General features: G+C 49.8%; 18 protein-coding genes. 13 read left to right on the forward strand and 5 right to left on the reverse strand.

From position 1 onward, the window contains the following. Positions 1-13 precede the first annotated feature (13 nt). Positions 14-808, reverse strand: a complete 795-nt coding sequence (locus GQ51_RS01835) for a sulfite exporter TauE/SafE family protein (RefSeq protein WP_047549095.1) — start codon at positions 806-808, stop codon at positions 14-16. Between the two features lie 142 nt (positions 809-950). On the opposite strand from GQ51_RS01835, the gene cysB reads away from it, so the two are divergent. The 6 genes from cysB to GQ51_RS01865 all read left to right on the forward strand — a co-directional run bounded on the left by cysB (position 951) and on the right by GQ51_RS01865 (position 6,190). Next, complete coding sequence (gene cysB / locus GQ51_RS01840) at positions 951-1,877, forward strand: HTH-type transcriptional regulator CysB (protein WP_047549098.1); 927 nt, start codon at positions 951-953, stop codon at positions 1,875-1,877. 133 nt (positions 1,878-2,010) lie between these two features. Beyond that, positions 2,011-2,547: a DUF302 domain-containing protein gene (locus GQ51_RS01845; protein WP_047549101.1), complete on the forward strand. Its 537-nt coding sequence runs from the start codon at positions 2,011-2,013 to the stop codon at positions 2,545-2,547. A gap of 74 nt (positions 2,548-2,621) precedes the next feature. Next, the gene (locus GQ51_RS01850; protein ID WP_047549104.1) at positions 2,622-4,106 is read left to right on the forward strand and encodes a helicase HerA-like domain-containing protein; all 1,485 of its coding nucleotides are present in this window, start codon (positions 2,622-2,624) and stop codon (positions 4,104-4,106) included. Continuing rightward, positions 4,107-4,667 (forward strand): IMPACT family protein, encoded by a 561-nt coding sequence (locus GQ51_RS01855; protein ID WP_047549107.1) that lies wholly within the window; start codon positions 4,107-4,109, stop codon positions 4,665-4,667. It abuts the gene before it with no gap. Positions 4,668-4,711: 44 nt separating this feature from the next. Then, entirely contained in the window at positions 4,712-5,743 is a 1,032-nt protein-coding gene (locus GQ51_RS01860; RefSeq protein WP_047549110.1) for an AI-2E family transporter, read from the forward strand. A gap of 21 nt (positions 5,744-5,764) precedes the next feature. Next, complete coding sequence (locus GQ51_RS01865; protein WP_047549113.1) at positions 5,765-6,190, forward strand: potassium channel family protein; 426 nt, start codon at positions 5,765-5,767, stop codon at positions 6,188-6,190. Positions 6,191-6,247: 57 nt separating this feature from the next. Here the strand turns inward: GQ51_RS01865 and ppk2 are convergent, their stop codons facing one another. The 4 genes from ppk2 to GQ51_RS01885 all read right to left on the reverse strand — a co-directional run bounded on the left by ppk2 (position 6,248) and on the right by GQ51_RS01885 (position 10,738). Beyond that, positions 6,248-7,426 (reverse strand): polyphosphate kinase 2, encoded by a 1,179-nt coding sequence (ppk2, locus tag GQ51_RS01870; protein WP_047553547.1) that lies wholly within the window; start codon positions 7,424-7,426, stop codon positions 6,248-6,250. 110 nt (positions 7,427-7,536) lie between these two features. After that, positions 7,537-8,526, reverse strand: a complete 990-nt coding sequence (locus tag GQ51_RS01875; RefSeq protein WP_442922083.1) for a M48 family metallopeptidase — start codon at positions 8,524-8,526, stop codon at positions 7,537-7,539. Beyond that, positions 8,523-9,041 carry an SH3 domain-containing protein gene (locus GQ51_RS01880; RefSeq protein WP_152604098.1) on the reverse strand — a complete coding sequence of 173 codons (519 nt, stop codon included), beginning with the start codon at positions 9,039-9,041 and terminating at the stop codon, positions 8,523-8,525. Before GQ51_RS01880 ends, GQ51_RS01875 begins: the two co-directional genes overlap by 4 nt. Further along, a complete protein-coding gene (locus tag GQ51_RS01885) occupies positions 9,041-10,738 on the reverse strand; it encodes a CHASE2 domain-containing protein (protein WP_047549116.1) in 1,698 nt (565 codons plus the stop codon). The genes GQ51_RS01880 and GQ51_RS01885 overlap by 1 nt, the downstream gene beginning before the upstream one ends. Positions 10,739-10,916: 178 nt before the next feature. On the opposite strand from GQ51_RS01885, the gene GQ51_RS01890 reads away from it, so the two are divergent. From GQ51_RS01890 to GQ51_RS01920, 7 genes are all read left to right on the forward strand, one after another. Continuing rightward, complete coding sequence (locus tag GQ51_RS01890; RefSeq protein ID WP_047549120.1) at positions 10,917-12,236, forward strand: DNA recombination protein RmuC; 1,320 nt, start codon at positions 10,917-10,919, stop codon at positions 12,234-12,236. A 17-nt stretch (positions 12,237-12,253) separates the two neighbouring features. Then, positions 12,254-12,517: a MoaD/ThiS family protein gene (locus GQ51_RS01895; RefSeq protein ID WP_047549123.1), complete on the forward strand. Its 264-nt coding sequence runs from the start codon at positions 12,254-12,256 to the stop codon at positions 12,515-12,517. An 18-nt stretch (positions 12,518-12,535) separates the two neighbouring features. Beyond that, complete coding sequence (moaE, locus tag GQ51_RS01900; protein ID WP_047549126.1) at positions 12,536-12,997, forward strand: molybdopterin synthase catalytic subunit MoaE; 462 nt, start codon at positions 12,536-12,538, stop codon at positions 12,995-12,997. A gap of 93 nt (positions 12,998-13,090) precedes the next feature. Beyond that, positions 13,091-15,199, forward strand: a complete 2,109-nt coding sequence (locus tag GQ51_RS01905; protein WP_047549129.1) for a Lon protease family protein — start codon at positions 13,091-13,093, stop codon at positions 15,197-15,199. Between the two features lie 51 nt (positions 15,200-15,250). Next, a complete protein-coding gene (locus tag GQ51_RS01910; RefSeq protein ID WP_047549131.1) occupies positions 15,251-15,652 on the forward strand; it encodes an RNA-binding S4 domain-containing protein in 402 nt (133 codons plus the stop codon). Positions 15,653-15,778: 126 nt separating this feature from the next. After that, on the forward strand, positions 15,779-17,527 hold the full coding sequence (locus GQ51_RS01915; protein WP_047549135.1) for an ABC transporter ATP-binding protein: 1,749 nt from the start codon (positions 15,779-15,781) through the stop codon (positions 17,525-17,527). Continuing rightward, a complete protein-coding gene (locus GQ51_RS01920; RefSeq protein ID WP_047549138.1) occupies positions 17,528-18,256 on the forward strand; it encodes a hypothetical protein in 729 nt (242 codons plus the stop codon). Positions 18,257-18,263: the final 7 nt, after the last annotated feature.

The following is an 18,263-nucleotide window of genomic DNA, read 5'->3' on the forward strand; positions in this document are numbered from 1 at the left end:
AAACTAAATTTCGTTAAGCAAAAACAAACTTCAAACCAATAATCAGTAATAGTGTCGCTAGTAACGGACGCAACACTTTTTCCGGAATTTTTACGCTTATGTGGCTGCCGATCCAGATGCCGGGCAGTGAGCCGATAAGCAATGTGCCCAGTAACGTAAAGTCCACATGGCCTAATGACCAGTGACCAAAACCTGCAATGGCTGTTAATGGAATCGCATGCGCCAAGTCAGTGCCTACCACTTTGAGCGTGCTCATTTTAGGGTACAGGAACAGAATCGCTAGCGTGCCTAATGCCCCTGCGCCTACAGAAGAAATCGTGACCAGTACACCCAGTATTATGCCAGTAAAGATGGTCGCCGGGACTTGTATTTTCTTAAAACGGCCGCTGCTGATGATGCTATCTTCAATTTCACGTATCTTTTTACGTGTCAGGTAACTGCGAATCAGCACGGCAATCGCCGTAAGTATTAATGCAACCCCCAATGTCGAGGTAATGATTCCGGTAATATCTTTTTCAATTTTGATTAAATGCTTAATCAGGAATATGGTTGCAATTGCAGCGGGCAGGCTGCCCATGGACATCCAGGTGACGACGCGCCAGTCGACAGATTTGTGCGAGTTATGATGCACAAATACGCCGCCGGTCTTGGTGATGGCGGCATAGAGCAAATCAGTGCCTACTGCGATTGCCGGCTTGAAGCCGAACAGAAATACCAGCAGGGGAGTCATCAATGAGCCGCCGCCAACGCCTGTAACGCCAACGAGCATGCCTACGGCAAAGCCGGAGATTATATAACCAAATTCCATATGGAGTATCCGTTATTGATTTTAAATTGAGGTGCGCACTATAGCAATCATTAAATGTTTTTTTTAAGAATATGTTATTCTATATATATATCATTTAATTATATAGGCGCTGCCTGGTGGCTATGGTGCTGGGGATGGAATTATGAAGCTGCATCAGTTACGTTATTTGCATGAGGTTGTGAAACATGGCCTGAATATCACCAATGCCGCCGACGCATTGTACACCTCGCAGCCGGGTGTCAGTAAACAGATTCAGCTGATAGAAGAAGAGCTGGGTCTGCAGATTTTCAAACGTAACGGCAAACGCCTGACCGGCTTGACTGAGCCAGGCGAGCAGATATTGCATCTTGCATCTCAGGTGATGCGCGATATTGAAAACATCAAGCGTGTCGGTGACGAGTTCAGCGATGTCGAATCGGGTACATTCACGATTGCCACTACCCATACCCAGGCACGTTACAAGTTGCCGGCCGCAGTAAAGGCATTCATGTCCAAGCACCCCGGGGTCAAGCTGAACATCCATCAGGGCAACCCTAGCCAGGTTGCGGAGCAGGTTGTTTCCGGCGAAGCGGATATCGGTATCGCAACCGAGTCCATCAGCAGTTACAGCGAGCTGCTATGCCTGCCTTGCTATCACTGGAACCGTTGCGTTGTTGTGCCACATGGTCATCCGCTGGTATCGGGCGGACTTTTGACTTTAGAGAAGCTGGCCGCGTTTCCGCTGATTACCTATGATTTTGCTTTTACCGGCGGTACGCTGGTGTCCAAGACATTCAGTGATGCCGGTTTAACGCCAAATGTTGTTTTGACTGCCATTGATGCGGATGTGATTAAAACTTATGTCAGCCTGGGTCTGGGGGTTGGATTGCTTGCCAATATGGCCTATGACCCGGAGCGTGATACAAATTTAGTTCGAATTGATGTCAGCCACCTGTTCCCGGACAGTACGACATACCTGGGGGTGCGCAAGGATGCCTTTTTGCGCGGGTACATGTATAGTTTTATAGAGTTGATTGCGCCGCATTTCAATCGCGCTGCGGTCAATTCGGCCATGAAAATCAGCGAGTAGGCTCACTGTGCTGTACTATGGACGGATGCCTTGATATATCAGGACTATAAAAATGCGCAGAACTGATGTTTACGCGGAAGCGACCCCTCAATCTCCAGTGGCTCATTTGCCCAGGTTTTATTTAAAAGCGCTGATGGCAGTGCTGGTCTTGTCTGTTACGGCCTGTGCCGCGAACAAGCCGGTAGCAACCGCCCACAATGAATTGATCGGTAAAGTCAGGCCCGGTATGCCGGCGATTGACCCCGGCACCGCAATTTATGAGCTGGCAGTGAATGATGGCGTAAGCTACCAGGACGTGGTGGATAGTTTGAAAAGCCTGTCCGAGGGGCTGAATTTTGTGAACCCGGCGAACTTTCCTATCGGCGAGCATATGAAGCTACGCGGTGTTGATCCGCAAGGTATGAAGGAAGTGCGCTCGTTCTGCAATTTAAGCATGGGCACCGAAATCATTCTGGATCATCCTGAATTCCTGGTGTTTGCACCGTGTCGCATCGCCATATATGAAAAGCCGGATGCGGATCATAAGCTGAAACTGTTTATTGCGATGGATCGTCCGACCTATGACCTTAAAAGCATCAAGAACCCGACTGCGCGAGCCCAGAAGTCAGCGCAAGAGCTGGAAACCGTGCTGCTGGAAATCATGGATAGGGCGCGTAAAGGCGATTTCTGATTCTTTAAAACTTAACCGCAAGAAAATTTAACCGTAAGATCATTAACCAACACATCATTACCTAGAGAGCTTGTATGTCTGAACCAATACTGATCGCAAAGAACAGCAAAGTATCAAGTTATATCCTGCCAAAAATGGCGAATCGCCATGGCCTGATAGCCGGCGCTACCGGCACCGGGAAAACCGTGACATTGCAGACGCTGGCAGAGGGTTTTTCAAAGCTTGGCGTGCCGGTTTTCATGGCCGATGTAAAAGGCGACCTGTCCGGAATGTCGCAGGCAGGCGGTGGCAATGCCAAGATTGAGGCGCGCATCCAGCAATTGGCGCTGACCGGTTTCAGCTATGAAAAATCACCGGTCACGTTCTGGGATGTGTTCGGGGAGAAAGGGCATCCGGTCCGTACGACCATCGCTGAAATGGGGCCTTTGCTGCTGGGGCGGCTGCTTAATCTCAATGATGTGCAGGCCGGTGTCTTGAATGCCATTTTTAAAATTGCCGATGATAACGGCTGGCTGCTGCTGGACCTCAAAGACCTGCGCGCCATGATGCAGCACACTGCCGAAAACGCAGCGCAATACCAGGCGCAGTACGGCAACATCTCGGCTGCCAGCGCAGGCGCAGTCCAGCGTGCATTGCTGCAGCTGGAGACCGAAGGTGCCGATCGCCTGTTTGGTGAGCCTGCCCTGAACCTGGATGACCTGATGCAGACGGATGCCAACGGCCATGGCATTATCAATATTCTTGCCAGCGACAAGCTTTTTAATTCACCGCGCATCTATGCGACTTTGCTGTTGTGGCTGCTGTCGGAACTGTTCGAAAAACTGCCGGAGGCGGGCGACCTGGATAAACCCAAGCTGGTATTCTTCTTCGATGAAGCGCACTTGTTATTTAATGATGCGCCGGCCGCTTTGCTGGAAAAAATCGAGCAGGTGGTACGTTTGATCCGTTCTAAGGGCGTAGGCGTATATTTTGTAAGCCAGAATCCGCTGGATATTCCTGATGTCGTGTTGGGGCAGTTGGGTAACCGGGTTCAGCATGCCCTGCGCGCTTTTACGCCGCGTGACCAGAAAGCGGTCAAATCTGCCGCTACAACCTTCAGGGCTAACGCCGGCCTCGATGTTGCAACGGTCATCACCGAGCTTGGTGTGGGGGAAGCCCTGGTTTCATTCCTGGATGAGAAGGGAATTCCCACCCCGGTCGAACGCAGCTTTATCTGCCCGCCAGGTGGCCGCATTGGCCCGGCAACCGATGCCGAACGCAGCCAGGTCATCAGGTCTTCAAACGTATTCAGTTTTTACGAGAAAACCGAAGACCGTGAATCTGCCTACGAAATCCTGAAAGGCCGCGCAGCGGCATCTCCGGCAGAAGAAAGCCCGGATGAAGGGTTTGACTGGGGTGGTCTGTTCGGTGGCGGCAGCGATAAGAAAAAAACCGCCGGCAGGCGTTCTGACGGAGTGCTGGAGGCTGCTGCAAAAAGTGTTGCGCGTACAGTCGGTTCTGAGTTGGGGCGCCAGATAGTGCGTGGCGTGCTAGGCAGCATTTTAGGTGGGCGTAAGTAGTTGCAAGTCATATTACAGACCGGGTTTGCCGAGCAAACCATCAATAAATCACGTTTTATCGCAATGGCTGTGCAGTGTACGACTGAACGTGAGGTCGGCGCTGCCTTGCGTGCATTTGCAACGCAGCATCAGAATGCACACCATCTGGCTTATGCATTCCGTATTAAAACGGAGCAGGGTATCGTGCAGCGGTTTTCTGATGCCGGGGAGCCGTCGGGCACAGCGGGGATGCCGGTGCTGAAGCTGATCGAAGGGCGTGACCTGATCAACACCTGTGTTGCGGTAATCCGCTATTACGGCGGGATTAACCTGGGTACAGGCGGGCTGGCGCGTGCCTACGGCGGTACGGCAAAATCAGCAATCGATGCTGCCGTAACCGGAGACTTTGTGGAAATGCAAACGGTTGCGCTCACAATTCAATATAATCAGATGGACGCACTGACCAGGGCGTTAAGCAAGTGTAATGGCAGCATCCTGAGAAAAGCATTTAATGAGCAGGTGGATCTGGAACTCACTTTACCAAAACATGAGGTTGTGAATTTTTTAAACAGGTTTAATTGAATAACAGGCCCCTGATACTGTTACATGGAAAGCATCGATAATTTATGATTAAAAGCGTACATGAGCCAGCCACTATCCATGAAATATCAGCGTGGATCCTGGCTGCCTTCACCTTGTTTTTTGTTGTTAAATTAAGCCTGCTGCCGGCGCTCATTTCCGGCCTGCTGGTGTTTCAGCTGGTGCATATCATTACGCCTTATATTGCCCGCCGCTTCCCCAGCAAACGGCCAGGTAATTATTCAAAAATATGGGCTGTGGGCATTCTGGTGGCTATCATCGTGAGTTTGCTTGCTGTAGCCGGAGCCAGCCTCGTTGCTTTCTTGCGCTCTGATGCCGGGAGCGTTACGGTGCTGCTGGCGAAAATGGCGCAAATCCTGGAAGATTCACGCAAAATCCTGCCAGGCTGGGTGCTGGAGCATTTGCCGGCGGATGCGATCGCTTTCAAGGAGCTGGTGACAACCTGGCTGCGCCTGCATGCAGACCAGCTGCAGGTGGTAGGCAAAGAAGCCGGTCGCGTTACGGTACACATCATCATCGGCATGATCATCGGCGGCATCGTCGCACTTCGCGAAGCGGTCACAATCGATCACTACAAGCCATTCGCCCGTGCACTTGCAGGACGGGCGCATTTGTTCAGCGACGCATTCAGGCGTGTCGTTTTTGCACAGATACGCATTTCCGCAGTGAACACCTTTTTTACTGCGGTTTACCTTGCAGCAGTATTGCCTATGGCTGGGATTCACCTGCCGCTCATTAAAACCATGATCGCCATCACTTTCATTGTCGGGCTGATCCCGGTAATCGGCAACCTGATTTCCAATACCGTGATTGTTGTTGTGAGCTTAAGCCAGTCCCTGGGCGTTGCTATCGGTTCCTTGCTATATCTTATTGTGATCCATAAGTTTGAATACTTTCTGAATGCGCGCATCGTCGGTACCCAGATACGCGCTAATGCATGGGAACTGCTAATCGCAATGCTGTGCATGGAGGCTGCCTTCGGCCTCGTGGGCGTGGTCGCCGCACCTATCTACTATGCATATGTCAAGGCTGAACTGCGTGCGCGCGATTTAATCTGATCGATACCTTGAAAGCCTGAAATGATTGCTGCCTTTGCATTGAATGCGGCTATTGTCGCTGTTGCGGTACTGATTCATTTTGAAGCATTGAACATGCTGTCCATCCTGACGCCGAAAATTCCCGTCAGGCACCGTCTGCGTGTGTTGATCGGGGTTTTTGGCGCATTGATAGCACATGTGGTTGAAATATTCCTGTTTGCTTCCGGTTACTACTTCATGGCAAACCATACCGGGTTTGGCACGCTGGTTGGCCGGATCGACAACAGCCTGATGGATTGCATGTATTTTTCATTTGTCAATTTCACGACCCTTGGCTTGGGTGACATTATCGCAACCGGCGATATCAGGTTCCTGACCGGGCTGGAGGCGTTAACCGGTCTGGTGCTGATTACGTGGACAGCATCTTTTGTGTTTGTCGAGATGGAAAAGCAATGGAAATACAGGTAGCGTTTCCATTGCTTGGCTTCAATGCGGGAACCGGCATTTGAAAACAGGCGGCATTGCCTACAGTAACGCCTGGCTGTGCTCTCCCTGCTCGTAGACGATATGCGCCCGCCCCACCAGCAATGGATCCAAGGCGCCGATTGCCGCAATGTCTTTTTTGGAATAGGGCAGTTTATGCAAGACGTAGCGCATGGCATTCAGGCGCGCACGTTTTTTGCAGTCTGACTTGATCACGGTCCATGGTGAATCTGCGGTGTCCGTGTGAAAGAACATGGCTTCTTTTGCTTTTGTGTAATCGTTCCATTTGTTTAAAGAAGCCAGGTCTATCGGGCTGAGTTTCCATTGCTTCAGTGGGTGCAGCTGCCGTTCCTTGAATCTTCTGCGCTGTTCTTTCTGGCTGACCGAGAACCAGAACTTGATCAGGTGAATGCCGCTGCGGCTGAGGTTGCGCTCGAATTCCGGAGCCTGACGCATGAATTCGATATATTCTTCGTTATTGCAGAAACCCATGACACGCTCAACACCGGCGCGGTTGTACCAGGAGCGGTCAAACAGCACGATTTCACCCGCAGTCGGTAGTTGCGTCACATAGCGCTGGAAATACCATTGGCCGCGTTCTACCTCGCTTGGTTTTTCCAGCGCAACGACACGCGCACCCCGTGGGTTCAGGTGTTCCATGAACCTTTTGATGGTGCCGCCTTTGCCGGCTGCATCGCGGCCTTCAAAGATAATGACAACACGCTGGCCGGTTTCTTTGACCCAAGCCTGTAATTTGAGCAGTTCTACCTGTAGATGGTATTTCTGCTGTTCGTAAGATTTCCTGGAAAGCAGGTTTCTGTAAGGGTATGCACCCTCCCGCCAGTCTTTGGCAAGCGCGTTGTCAGCCTGCTCACGAGACTTCTGGGTTTTGGTGCTTTTCATGCTGTCGAGCGCCTTGCCAAGCGCCAGGGCATCATCCGGCGAAGTGCCTTCCATGATGGTTTTAATGGCTTCCGGTATGCAGGATTCATCATTTGCGCCGGATATGCGGTTCATGATGTCCTGCACGGCAGTGGATTTTGATTCGCGTGCTGCCGTTACATTTTCGCTGACTGCAAATGTTTCAAAGCCATGCAGGTTTGGTTCCGGCGCCACGTCACCCGCTGTTGCCTGGCGGGTTTTTGCCGCCCGGTATGCCGATGCCGCCGGTGATTTGTAACCGGGTTTTCCGGTATTTGACGATCTTTGTTTTTCTGTCATGATCAACCTTCAGGATAGACGTTACAGCTTAATTCTTCGCCTTAAAAATCGAGATGTCAAATACCCTGGTCAAGTAAACTTCACTTCATTACCGAGGCTTAAAGCGAGGCTTAGTTTTTGAGCTGATAAAACCTGTTTTCCAGTGTTTTCCCGTTCTTGACGTTATCCAGTTTATTGCCGATGGCATCCCCCAATGCCACCAGTCTTTCATCCGGGTGAGGGTGGGTTTTGAACAACAGGGCAACGCTGCCGTCGTTTTTATTGGTCTGGCCGATGGCCTGCAATACTTCCGTTAAGCCATAAGGCTCGTAGCCGGCACGCGTGGCGTAGCTTAAGCCTAATCTGTCCGCTTCGTATTCAGCTGATTTGTCGAGACTGCGTGCGCTGATCTCGGCACCGGTGCCGATCGCCTTGCTGGCCAGTTTGTTATCCTTCGCGTATTTGTCGCTTAAAAAGCCTGCGCCGATGTTCAGTAATTGTTGTTTCTGCAATACCTTGAGCTGGTGTTTCTTAACGACGTGCCCGATCTCATGGCCTAATACGCCAGCCAGCTGTGCTTCATTACTGAGTTTACGATACAGGCCCTTGGTCAGCATGATATAGCCGCCCGGTGCCGCGAAAGCGTTGAGGTCTTCGCTCTCGATCACGCCAAAGCGCCATGGCAGGTCAGGACGCTCAGACTGTGATGCTACCCAGCGGCCGACAGAGTTAACGTATTTTTGCAGGGCAGCATCTTTCACCAGGGGGGCAGCACCCAGCAGGTTGCCGGCAATTTCACGCCCCAGTGCGATTTCCTCTTCCTTGCTGGGGTTTTTCCAGTTAAATTCAGGCTGGCTGCTGGTGCTTGTTGTGGATGACTGCGTTTGGGTTTGCTGCGTCTGGCTGGCATCGGCAGCCGGCGTTTCAGGGCTTTTCCCCAGCTCTTTTTCTGCGGCTTCTTTCAGTACGCCTTTGAGGTCAAATGCAAAGCTTTGTGTGCCTGACAAGCCTAAAACGCCTGCCAGCAGTGCTGAGACCAGCAGGCTGTGGCCTGCCTTGATTTTTGAGTGTTTGCGCATAGGGCTGTGAGCCGGGTTTGTGTTTTTTATCAATACGTTCATTTCGTGTCACCTTTCGCGGCTTTCAAGTTGGCAAATGCAATGGGTTTGAGTTTACCGGCATCGGCAAAGTTGCGGCCATCGTCAGCACTGAGTGTGTAGCTCTCCATGGTTTTTATCTCGGACTCATTGAATTTTGCAGCTTTGAGTTCCTGTTCGCTCAGGCCGCGAACCCCAGTGGTGGATACGACCTGGCCGGTGCCCGCACGGCCGCTGGCGGCAGCAAGGACGCCAGCTGTCTGATTGCCTGCGGATGATGCGCCCCGTTTTACCGACAGCAAGCGTACCCAGCCTGTGCTCTTCTTAGTTTTCACCTGCAGCCAGGCGCCTTGTTTGCCGAGTATTTCCAGGCTTTCGCCCCGCGTGAAACTGCCGGCTGATTTGGCATCGGCATAAGGTTCTTTGCGTATGGTGTCATTCTTTAATGCCGTGCCGGTTTCGGCCGCCAGTACAGCCGATCCATAAAATACGGGCAGCAGGCATGTGGCCATGAACATGGTTTTGAATTTTGATTTCATTATTGTTCTCTCTCCAGGATATCTAATTTAACAATCGCTTGTGCAAACAAGCCGCGCCACTGGCTTGCCATCGGTTTTTCGGTATTCAGTGCGCCGGTATGTATTGCATAACGCACCGCAACATCATCCGGCATACCGGAGTGCTGCAATAAGTGCTGCAATTGCGAGCCTAGCTGCGAGGCGTCCTGCTGAACCCCGGCAGCCTCATCGCTGCTGTCATGCGCGTAAGCCCAGCTTACGACGATCATATCGCTGAACAAGCCCCAGATGCCGCTTTGGGTCCCTTTCAGGAACTCTACAGTCGCAGGTCGATGCAGTTGCTGCTCGACAGCATGCCTCAGCTTTTTGAGCATGCTGTCTGTAAATGGAAACCGGCTTTCAATGACGATCGGCATCAGCAGTACATTGGCTCCTTTTTTGCCGGATTCGACATCGCTGGCCAGCATGCGCTGCATGGCACGGTCGTTGGCTAGCGCATATATTTTGGCCACACTGAAGTACATGACGGCCCAAGTGATGGGGCCGGTAAAGTCCAGGTAAGTGTTGGTCAGGTTGATTGCAGTATATGAAAGCGCCAGCAGGGTGATCTGGCTGCTGCTGAATACGGTGGTCAGCCTGTCGCGATCCATGTTGCGGAAAAATGCCAGGGCAGTCAGCCATATCAGCATCAGGCTCATCAGCACATAGGGAATCTTGCCGCGCCATACTTTCAGGTCATCGTTGTGCCTGACATTGTCAATGGCCGTTGCCAGGATTTCCACGCCGGGGTGTGCCTTGGCCATGGCTGTGGCTTTGAGGTCGAATAAGGAGGGCGCCGTAGAACCGATGATCACGATCTTGTTTTTGAACTCATCTGCCGGGCGTTTTTTAACTTTACTCGCCATATCAGCGTATACGTCGCTGAAGGTAACGTACTGGTAGGTGAAGGGTTTGCCGCGCCAGTTGATGAGAATGTTCTGTGCCGGAGATGAAGGGATCACCGGTGCGAAATTGCCTACGGCCAATGGCAATGATGGCAGTATCCAGCCATTTTCGTCGTGCCAGAGTCGATACTCGCGCACGATGCCGTCCTTATCCGGATAGATGTTGTGGGTGCCCAGGTGTTTTGTGTTCAGCGCGGCCTCAAAATGCGGCAGGACAATCGCGATGGGTTGTTTCTGTTTTTCTGCGGTGCCGTCCTGTGGCTGCACATATTGAATGCCGGGAATCATATCGGGCGTGATGCTGCTCAGGTGGTCGCTTTCCTGTGCCAGCCGCAGCATGGGGAAGAATGTGTTTTTAGTGCCTGCAATGACCTCGTTGAAGTAGGCATCGCTGTCCGGGTTATAAACATCGGCGTCGCTGAACAGTATGTCAAATACCACCGCTTTCGGCTGCTGAGCCTCGATGTTTTCCAGAAACTCACCCAGCACCTGCCTTGGCCATGGCCAGCGGCCGTATTCGCCAGCCATCGCACTCAGCGAGGCTTCGTTGATATCGACAATCACAATGTCAGGGTCAGGCTTGGGCACCATGATGCGGTTTTTCACCATCAGGTCAAATGCCTTGTCGCGCATGTTTTCACCGATATGCAGCAGGCTGGCGTCAACCAGTACGAATACCGTCAGCAGCGCGCTTAGGTAAAGATAGAAGTTGTTATGCAGCTTGCGTGTGATGTCGGCAAGCCATTGGTTGATGAATAGGATTAATCTGTTCACGGTATGCCTGTGTGTAGGGTTGTTAACTGCAAGTTTGGCATAAAGTGCAGTGTTTTAGGAATAGTCCTTAAGGAAAACTTGCATAATTGCCGGATCTTGCTGCGTTATTTCGGTAGCTGCCTTGCCTGGCTTAGAAACTTGAATGACTCGAGGTGCCCATCAGGTATAATTGGCAGCTATGATACAAACACTGATTCTAATTGTCGCAATTGCGATTCTCGTCCTGCTGCTATGGAAAATCTGGCGTGATCACCAGCTTGACAGCAATATCGCCATCCTTCAGCAACTAGAAGAAAAACACCGTGCCATGCTGCTGGATTTTAACGATGGCCTGAACAAGCTCGGTGATCGTTTAAGCGCGGCATCCAGCGAGATGAGCGAACGCCTGCGCCATAGCGTGGCAACGGAATTGCAGGCCACGCGCGATGCCATGCAGGCCTTGCAGCTGGCGCAGAGCAACAGCCTGTCATTAACCCGTGAAGCCGTGCTGGAGAAGCTGCATACCACGCTGGCGGAACAGGGCAAGGCAGAACAGGAACTGATCCAGACCACGATGCGCAATGCGACCATGCAGCTCACGGCAAGCATCGAGGCTTTGACCAAATCGGTAGACGGCCGCCTGGAGCAGATCGGCGGCAAAGTTTCTGAACGGCTGGACGAAGGTTTCAAGAAAACCAACCAGACCTTCATGGATGTGATGGCGCGGCTGGCAACTATTGATGAAGCGCAGAAGAAAATCGACGGCCTGACTACAAATGTTGTCAGCCTGCAGGAGCTGCTGGGCGATAAGCGCTCGCGCGGCGCATTCGGCGAGGTGCAGCTGGAAGGGCTGGTGCGTAATGTGCTGCCGGCCAATTCTTTTGCGATGCAGCATACCTTTGAAAACGGCACGCGTGCTGACTGCGCCTTGTTCCTGCCTGAGCCTACCGGTACGGTTGCAGTGGATAGCAAGTTCCCGCTTGAAAACTATCACCGCATGTTCGATAAGCACTTAAGCGATGCGGAAAGGCTGCTGGCCGAAAAGCAGTTCAAGCAGGACGTTAAGAAGCATGTGGATGATATTGCAGGCAAGTACATTATTTCCAACGTGACCTCAGACGGAGCGGTCATGTTTATCCCGGCCGAGGCGGTGTTTGCAGAGCTGCATGCACACCATGCCGATGTGATCGAGTACGCGATGAACAAGCGAGTGTGGGTCGTATCCCCCACCACCCTGATGGCGGTGCTGAACACTGCGCGTGCGGTGCTCAAGGATGTTGAAACACGCAAGCAGGTGCATGTGATTAAAGAGGCGCTCGGCAAGCTCAGTAAAGATTTTGGCCGCTTTGATGTGCGCATGAAAAAACTGGCGGATAATATTCGCCAGGCGCATGAAAACGCGCAGGATGTCCATATTTCCAGCCAGAAGATCACGCAGCGTTTTGCGCAGATCGAGCGGGTGGAGCTGGCTAACCAGCCAGCCGATGTGCTGGATATTGTTGATGATAAAGAAGTTTAACTATTGGCTTTAACTGTATGAAAATTAAATTATTTTATTTTGCAAGGTTAAAAGAATCGCTCAAGTATTCAACAGAGGACCTTGAGCTTTCCGAGGCAGACGGCCCGTGGACGATCTTGAAACTCAAGGCTTTGCTGTCCAAGCGCGGTGATGTCTGGGGGCAGATGCTGATGGGTAAGCTGAAAGTGCGTGCCGCTATCAACCATGCGCTCGTGCATGACAATGCCGCCATTGCCGATGGTGATGAGGTGGCGTTTTTTCCGCCGGTGACCGGCGGTTGATTCATTGCCAGGACTGATATGACTGTTCGTGTACAGACAGAAGATTTTGATGCTGGTTTTGAAATCAACCAGCTGCGCAGGGCACGCAGGGATGTCGGTGCCGTGGTCAGTTTTATCGGCCAGGTGCGCGATATCAACGAAGGGGACGAGGTTTCGCAGCTGACGCTGGAACATTATCCGGGCATGACTGAAAAGTCTCTGGAGGCGATCATTGCCCAGGCCAGAACGCGCTGGAACATTATGGATGTGCTGATTATCCATCGTGTCGGCACATTGCAGCCATGCGACCAGATCGTGCTGGTGGCCGTGAGCGGCGGGCATCGCGGTGAAGCTTTTGCCGCCTGTGCATTCGTGATGGATTACCTGAAAACCGAAGCGCCATTCTGGAAGAAAGAAGTGACGCAATCAGGTGAGCGCTGGGTGGAAGCTAAAACTTCGGATGATGAGGCCAGGGAGCGCTGGGATAAGGCTCCGGAATGAAACACCAAAACAAGACACTGGACTCAATGCCAGGTACAGGAAAAATGATTAATTTATGCATCATGTTGATGACGTGATGCGAATATTGGAAATATGCAGAATACACTTACACCTCAGCAGCTGACATTGAATATCGACGCCGGGCAATTTAACTTTGCCGATACGTCGGAACTGATTGTCGACGGTCAGAACAGCCCGCAATACCAGGCTTGGGTAACGCAGGCGGAAGCTAAAAAAGCGGCGGAGTTCGGGTTAAGCATCCGGCATCCGGGCTTTAACCTGCTGGCATTGGGCGAACCAGGCTCCGGCCGTACGACATTGATGCTGAATATGATGCATGAGGCTGCTGCAAGATCGCCGGTGGTCAGCGACCTGGTTGCCTTATACCAGTTTGATGCCAACGGCAAGCCGATGTTCCTGAAACTGCCTGCCGGTGCCGGTACCCAGTTAAAACAGGCCATGGATAATTTTGTGCGCGTTTTTGCCAAAGACCTGCCGGCTTTGCTAGAAGCCAAGACACAGCAGAACTCCATAGCGCCGTTGCAGATATTTCTTGAGGGCCAGCTGGCCACAGTCAAGGCCAGCCTCACTTTGATCGGCGCTGACAAAATCCCTGCGCATTACTTCACGGCTTTGCAGCAGGATATCCTGGATACGCTAGACGCATGGCAGCCCAGCCCGGGTGCTGAGGGTGAATCGAACATCGAAGCACTCATGAATGAGAGTTTCTTTGGCCGCTACCGCGCCAATCTGCTCGTGGAGCATCATGCAGGGCAGCATGCGCCCGTCCTGTATGACAACGATCCCAGCCTGCAATCTTTGTTCGGCGGCATAGAAAGCGCCAGCGAGGCGAGCAATATTCCCGATTTCATGCGTTTGCGTGCCGGCAACCTGCTGCGTGCCGATGCCGGCACTTTGCTGCTGCACCTGCGTGATATTCTGGCCGATGAACAGAATGGCGCGCATATCCTTGAGAAACTGCATCGCTTTTTACGTAACGGCACGTTGCAGATCGAAGATTTAACAAGCAGCAGCAGCCAGGGCAGCAGCCTGATCAATGCACAGGCGGCAATCCCGGTTTCCGTGAAGATCGTACTAATCGCAACGCGTGAGGATTATTACGAACTGCTCGGCATTACACCGGATTTCTTCGATTACTTTCCGATCAAGATCGAATTTGCCGACCAGGTGAAAGCCAATGCGGAACATTATGCCGCATACGCATCTTTTGTTGCATACAAGTGCCAGCAGCATCACTGCCGACATTTTACGGCAGAGGCATTGGCTGGCCTGCTGCAGGCCATGCACAGGCTGATTGAAGACCAGACCCGGCTCAGCACCAAATTCGGGGTGCTAGAAAAACTGCTGCTTGAAAGCTCGGTTGCAGCAGAGCTGCGTGGCGCAGCCCTGGTAGGCATCGAGGATGTGAAATCAGCGATACAGCGTAAATATGCCCGCCACAGCTATATTGAGTCGCACATGCGTGATTCAATCGTCGATAAAGAATTGATTATCAGCGTGTATGGTGAATCTGTCGGGCAGATCAACGGCCTGACGCATATCGACCTTTCGGAGGCGAGCTTTGGCTCGCCGGTGCGGATTTCGGCCAACTGTTATGCAGGCAGCCGCGGTGTGCTGACCATTGACCGCGAAGTCAGGATGAGCGGCCCAACGCATGATAAAGGCGTGATGATTCTGCAAAGCTGGCTGCATAGCAATTTTGCACATCTGAATCCTTTGAACCTGACGGCTTCACTGGTGTTCGAGCAGGAATACAGCGGCGTGGATGGCGACTCGGCTTCATGTGCCGAACTTTTTGCATTGCTGTCTTCATTGGCGCAGTTGCCGATAAAGCAGGGCATTGCGGTTACCGGCGCCCTGAACCAGCACGGTGAAGTGCTGCCGATCGGCGGTTTGAATGAAAAGATCGAAGGTTACTTCAGGGTCTGCAAGGAGATCGGCCTGGATGGCAAGCAAGGGGTGCTGATCCCTGAGCGCAATATGCGGCACCTGATGCTGAGCGACGAGGTCATCCAGGCTGTGAGTGACGGCCGGTTCCATATTGCGACCATGAATAACGTGGCCGACGGTATACAGCATGTCACGGGACGCAGCCTGCAGGAATTGAATAGCCTGGCTGAACAAGCGCTGCGGGGGTTTAAGCAGACGCTTGAAGCGAACTTGCCTAAACTGGACCGTTGATTGCCAGCCGGATAACACATTTATTTTATTCACCCAACTATTCAGACCATGATGGCAAATGAAGATGATATTAAATGCAGGCTTGATAAATGGCTGTGGGCTGCGCGATTCTTTAAAACACGCAGCCTTGCAACGACAGCCATAGAAACCGGTAAGGTGCATGTCGATGGCGACCGGGTAAAACCCGCTAAAGAGGTGAAAATTGGGCAGATTGTACATATCCGTAACCGCGACTTTGAGATCGAGGTTGATGTACAGGCTTTGTCGAATGTACGTAAAGGCGCGCCTGAAGCGGCCTTGCTGTACCAGGAAACACAGGCCAGTATCGCTAAGCGTGAACATGCGAAACTTACCGGCGAGCACGAATTTGCACAGCGTGACCGCGGTGCAGGGCGGCCTACCAAACGCCAGTTAAGAGACATTAAAAAATTTACAGGCAACAGCTACGGTTAGCCGTATTGAATCCGGCATTGTTTAATTAATGAGCTAAAGTAAGAGTTACAGTAGTAATCAACCAAACTAATGATTACAAGAGTTATCCACTTAGTTGCATGTCTTTAAAAATCAATTCTAAAAAACGTGAAAAATAATTTAAAAAAAATATTATTAATTTTAAGCCAAGAGGAGCGAAAACGCGCGGCCATATTACTTCTACTTATGATATTTGTAGCCTTTATGGAGGTTGTTGGGGTGGCTTCAGTCGTGCCTTTTCTAGCTGTGTTGGGAAACCCTCAAGTTATTGAAACAAACACATACCTTGCAATAGTTTATAAGTTGTTAGGTTTTTCTGATCAATATTCTTTTTTGTTGGCGCTAGGGGTAATGACATTAGGTTTAATGATTTTAACCGCGGTCGTAAGAGTTGGTTTTCAATACGGACTAGCTCGATTCTCTTCAATGAGAATTCATAGTATTGCGAATCGTCTTTTGGAAAGCTATTTGAGCCAACCTTATAGTTATTTTCTTGAAAATAATTCTAGCAACATGTCTAAGACTATACTTTCAGAGGTTGATGAGGTGGTTAAGCAAACCTTTGCACCAATGATGAGTTTCATATCTTATTCTTTAGTTTCGTTAGCTATTTTTTTTCTTCTTGTCGTTGTTGACTCCAAATTAGCTATTATTCTTTCGCTTGTTTTTGGTGGATTTTATGGCCTTATGCACTTGATTTTTAGACGTTTTTTGAAAAAAATTGGTAATGAGCGTAAGAAGGAAAATGCTAAGCGTTTTCAAATTGCGGCTGAAATATTTGGAGGAATTAAAGATTTAAAAGTCTTGGGTAGAGAAAATGCTTATTTGTCAGCCTTCAGGAAGCCTTCGCTTTTGTATGCCAAGCATCAGTCTACAGCCATAATTCTTTCTCAATTACCCAGATATTTTATTGAAGTATTTGTATTTGCAGCAATCCTTGGAATCGCCTTAATCTCTTTGAATAAAGATGATACAAATCTCGGGCAACTTTTACCCGTGCTTGGTTTGTACGCTATGGCAAGCATGAGGTTGAAGCCTGCAATGGACCGTATATATGAGTCTTTAAGTAAAATGAGTTTCGGGGCTGCAGCGCTTGACCATATATTAAATGATTTAAGTTGCAATAAGAAAAGGATTAAGCAGTTTGAATCCGAGAGTCATAAAATATCTTTAAAAAAAGAGATTCAGTTAAGTGGTATTTATTTTAAGTACTCTGGTGCTCATAACGACTCTTTAAAAGATATAAATCTTACCATCCGAGCAAAAAGCTCATTAGGTGTTATTGGAGCTACTGGAGCCGGGAAAAGTACTCTGATTGATTTAATACTTGGTCTTCACGTACCTGATAAAGGAAAGATTTTTATAGATGGTGAGCCATTAACAGAGAAAAACACGCGCTCATGGCAAAACTCTATTGGATACGTCCCACAACATATTTTTCTAGCCGATGATAGTATTTTGTCGAATATTGCTTTTGGAGTTTCCAAGGACAGCATAGATTTCAAAGCATCAGAGCTGGCGGCACAATTGGCGATGTTGGATGAATTTATATTATCTTTACCAAAAGGATATGAAACGCATATAGGCGAGAGAGGCGTGCGCTTGTCTGGTGGGCAGCGACAGAGAATTGGCATAGCTCGAGCGCTATATCACAACCCTGATCTTTTGATTTTTGATGAAGCCACCAGCGCGCTAGACAATGAAACTGAAGCTGAAGTGATGAAGGCAATAAATAGTATCAGTGGAAAGAAAACCATCATCATGATTGCGCATAGACTGAGTACATTAGATAAGTGTGATCAGGTGATCAGACTGGATTCTGGGTTGGCAACAATAGAAAAGCGTAAAAGTATATAAATGAAAAAAAATCAAAAAGGTGTTATTTATGTAGTGACATCGCAACAGACCAATGTTTATATTACCGCTGCAATACAATCTGCAAAAAGTTTTGTTGAGCATTGTCCAGGTATCCCGATACATATTTTTACAGACACGGGAGGGCTTGATTTCATTTCTGGTATGCAAGGCTCCCCATTTAGCTCATTTGAGCTGATAGAGAATCCTCATTATCGGTCAAAGGTAGACTATATGTCTAAAACGCCCTTTGAATATACGCTGTATCTTGATTCAGATACCATGATTGTTGATGATGTTTCAGAGATGTTTGGTCTTTTAGATCGATTTGATATTGCTATTGCACATGCACATAAAAGGAACTTTTATTTAACTTCTGAGCAATGGAGGGAAAGCATTCCGCCAAGTTTTCCTCAGTTCAATAGCGGAGTGATACTCTATAAAAAGTCTCCGCAGGTTAGTTCATTTCTAGGTAGCTGGAGAGATAGTTTTCATACTGCCAAGATCAAAAAAGATCAGGTAACGCTTCGTGAGTTAATATGGTTAAGTGATTTGCGGATAGCGACTTTACCTCCTGAATACAATATTAGATATCAAAAATATATAAGAATTTGGAGCCCTGTCGAGGCTAACCCTAAGATATTACATATGGCTAAATTCCATAAAACTAAATTGCAGTCATTATTAGAATTGAAAGATAGACTGCTTTCTAAACTTCTCAAATTAAAGTAATACTTAC

Source organism: Methylotenera sp. G11 (assembly GCF_000799735.1).
GTDB lineage: Bacteria > Pseudomonadota > Gammaproteobacteria > Burkholderiales > Methylophilaceae > Methylotenera.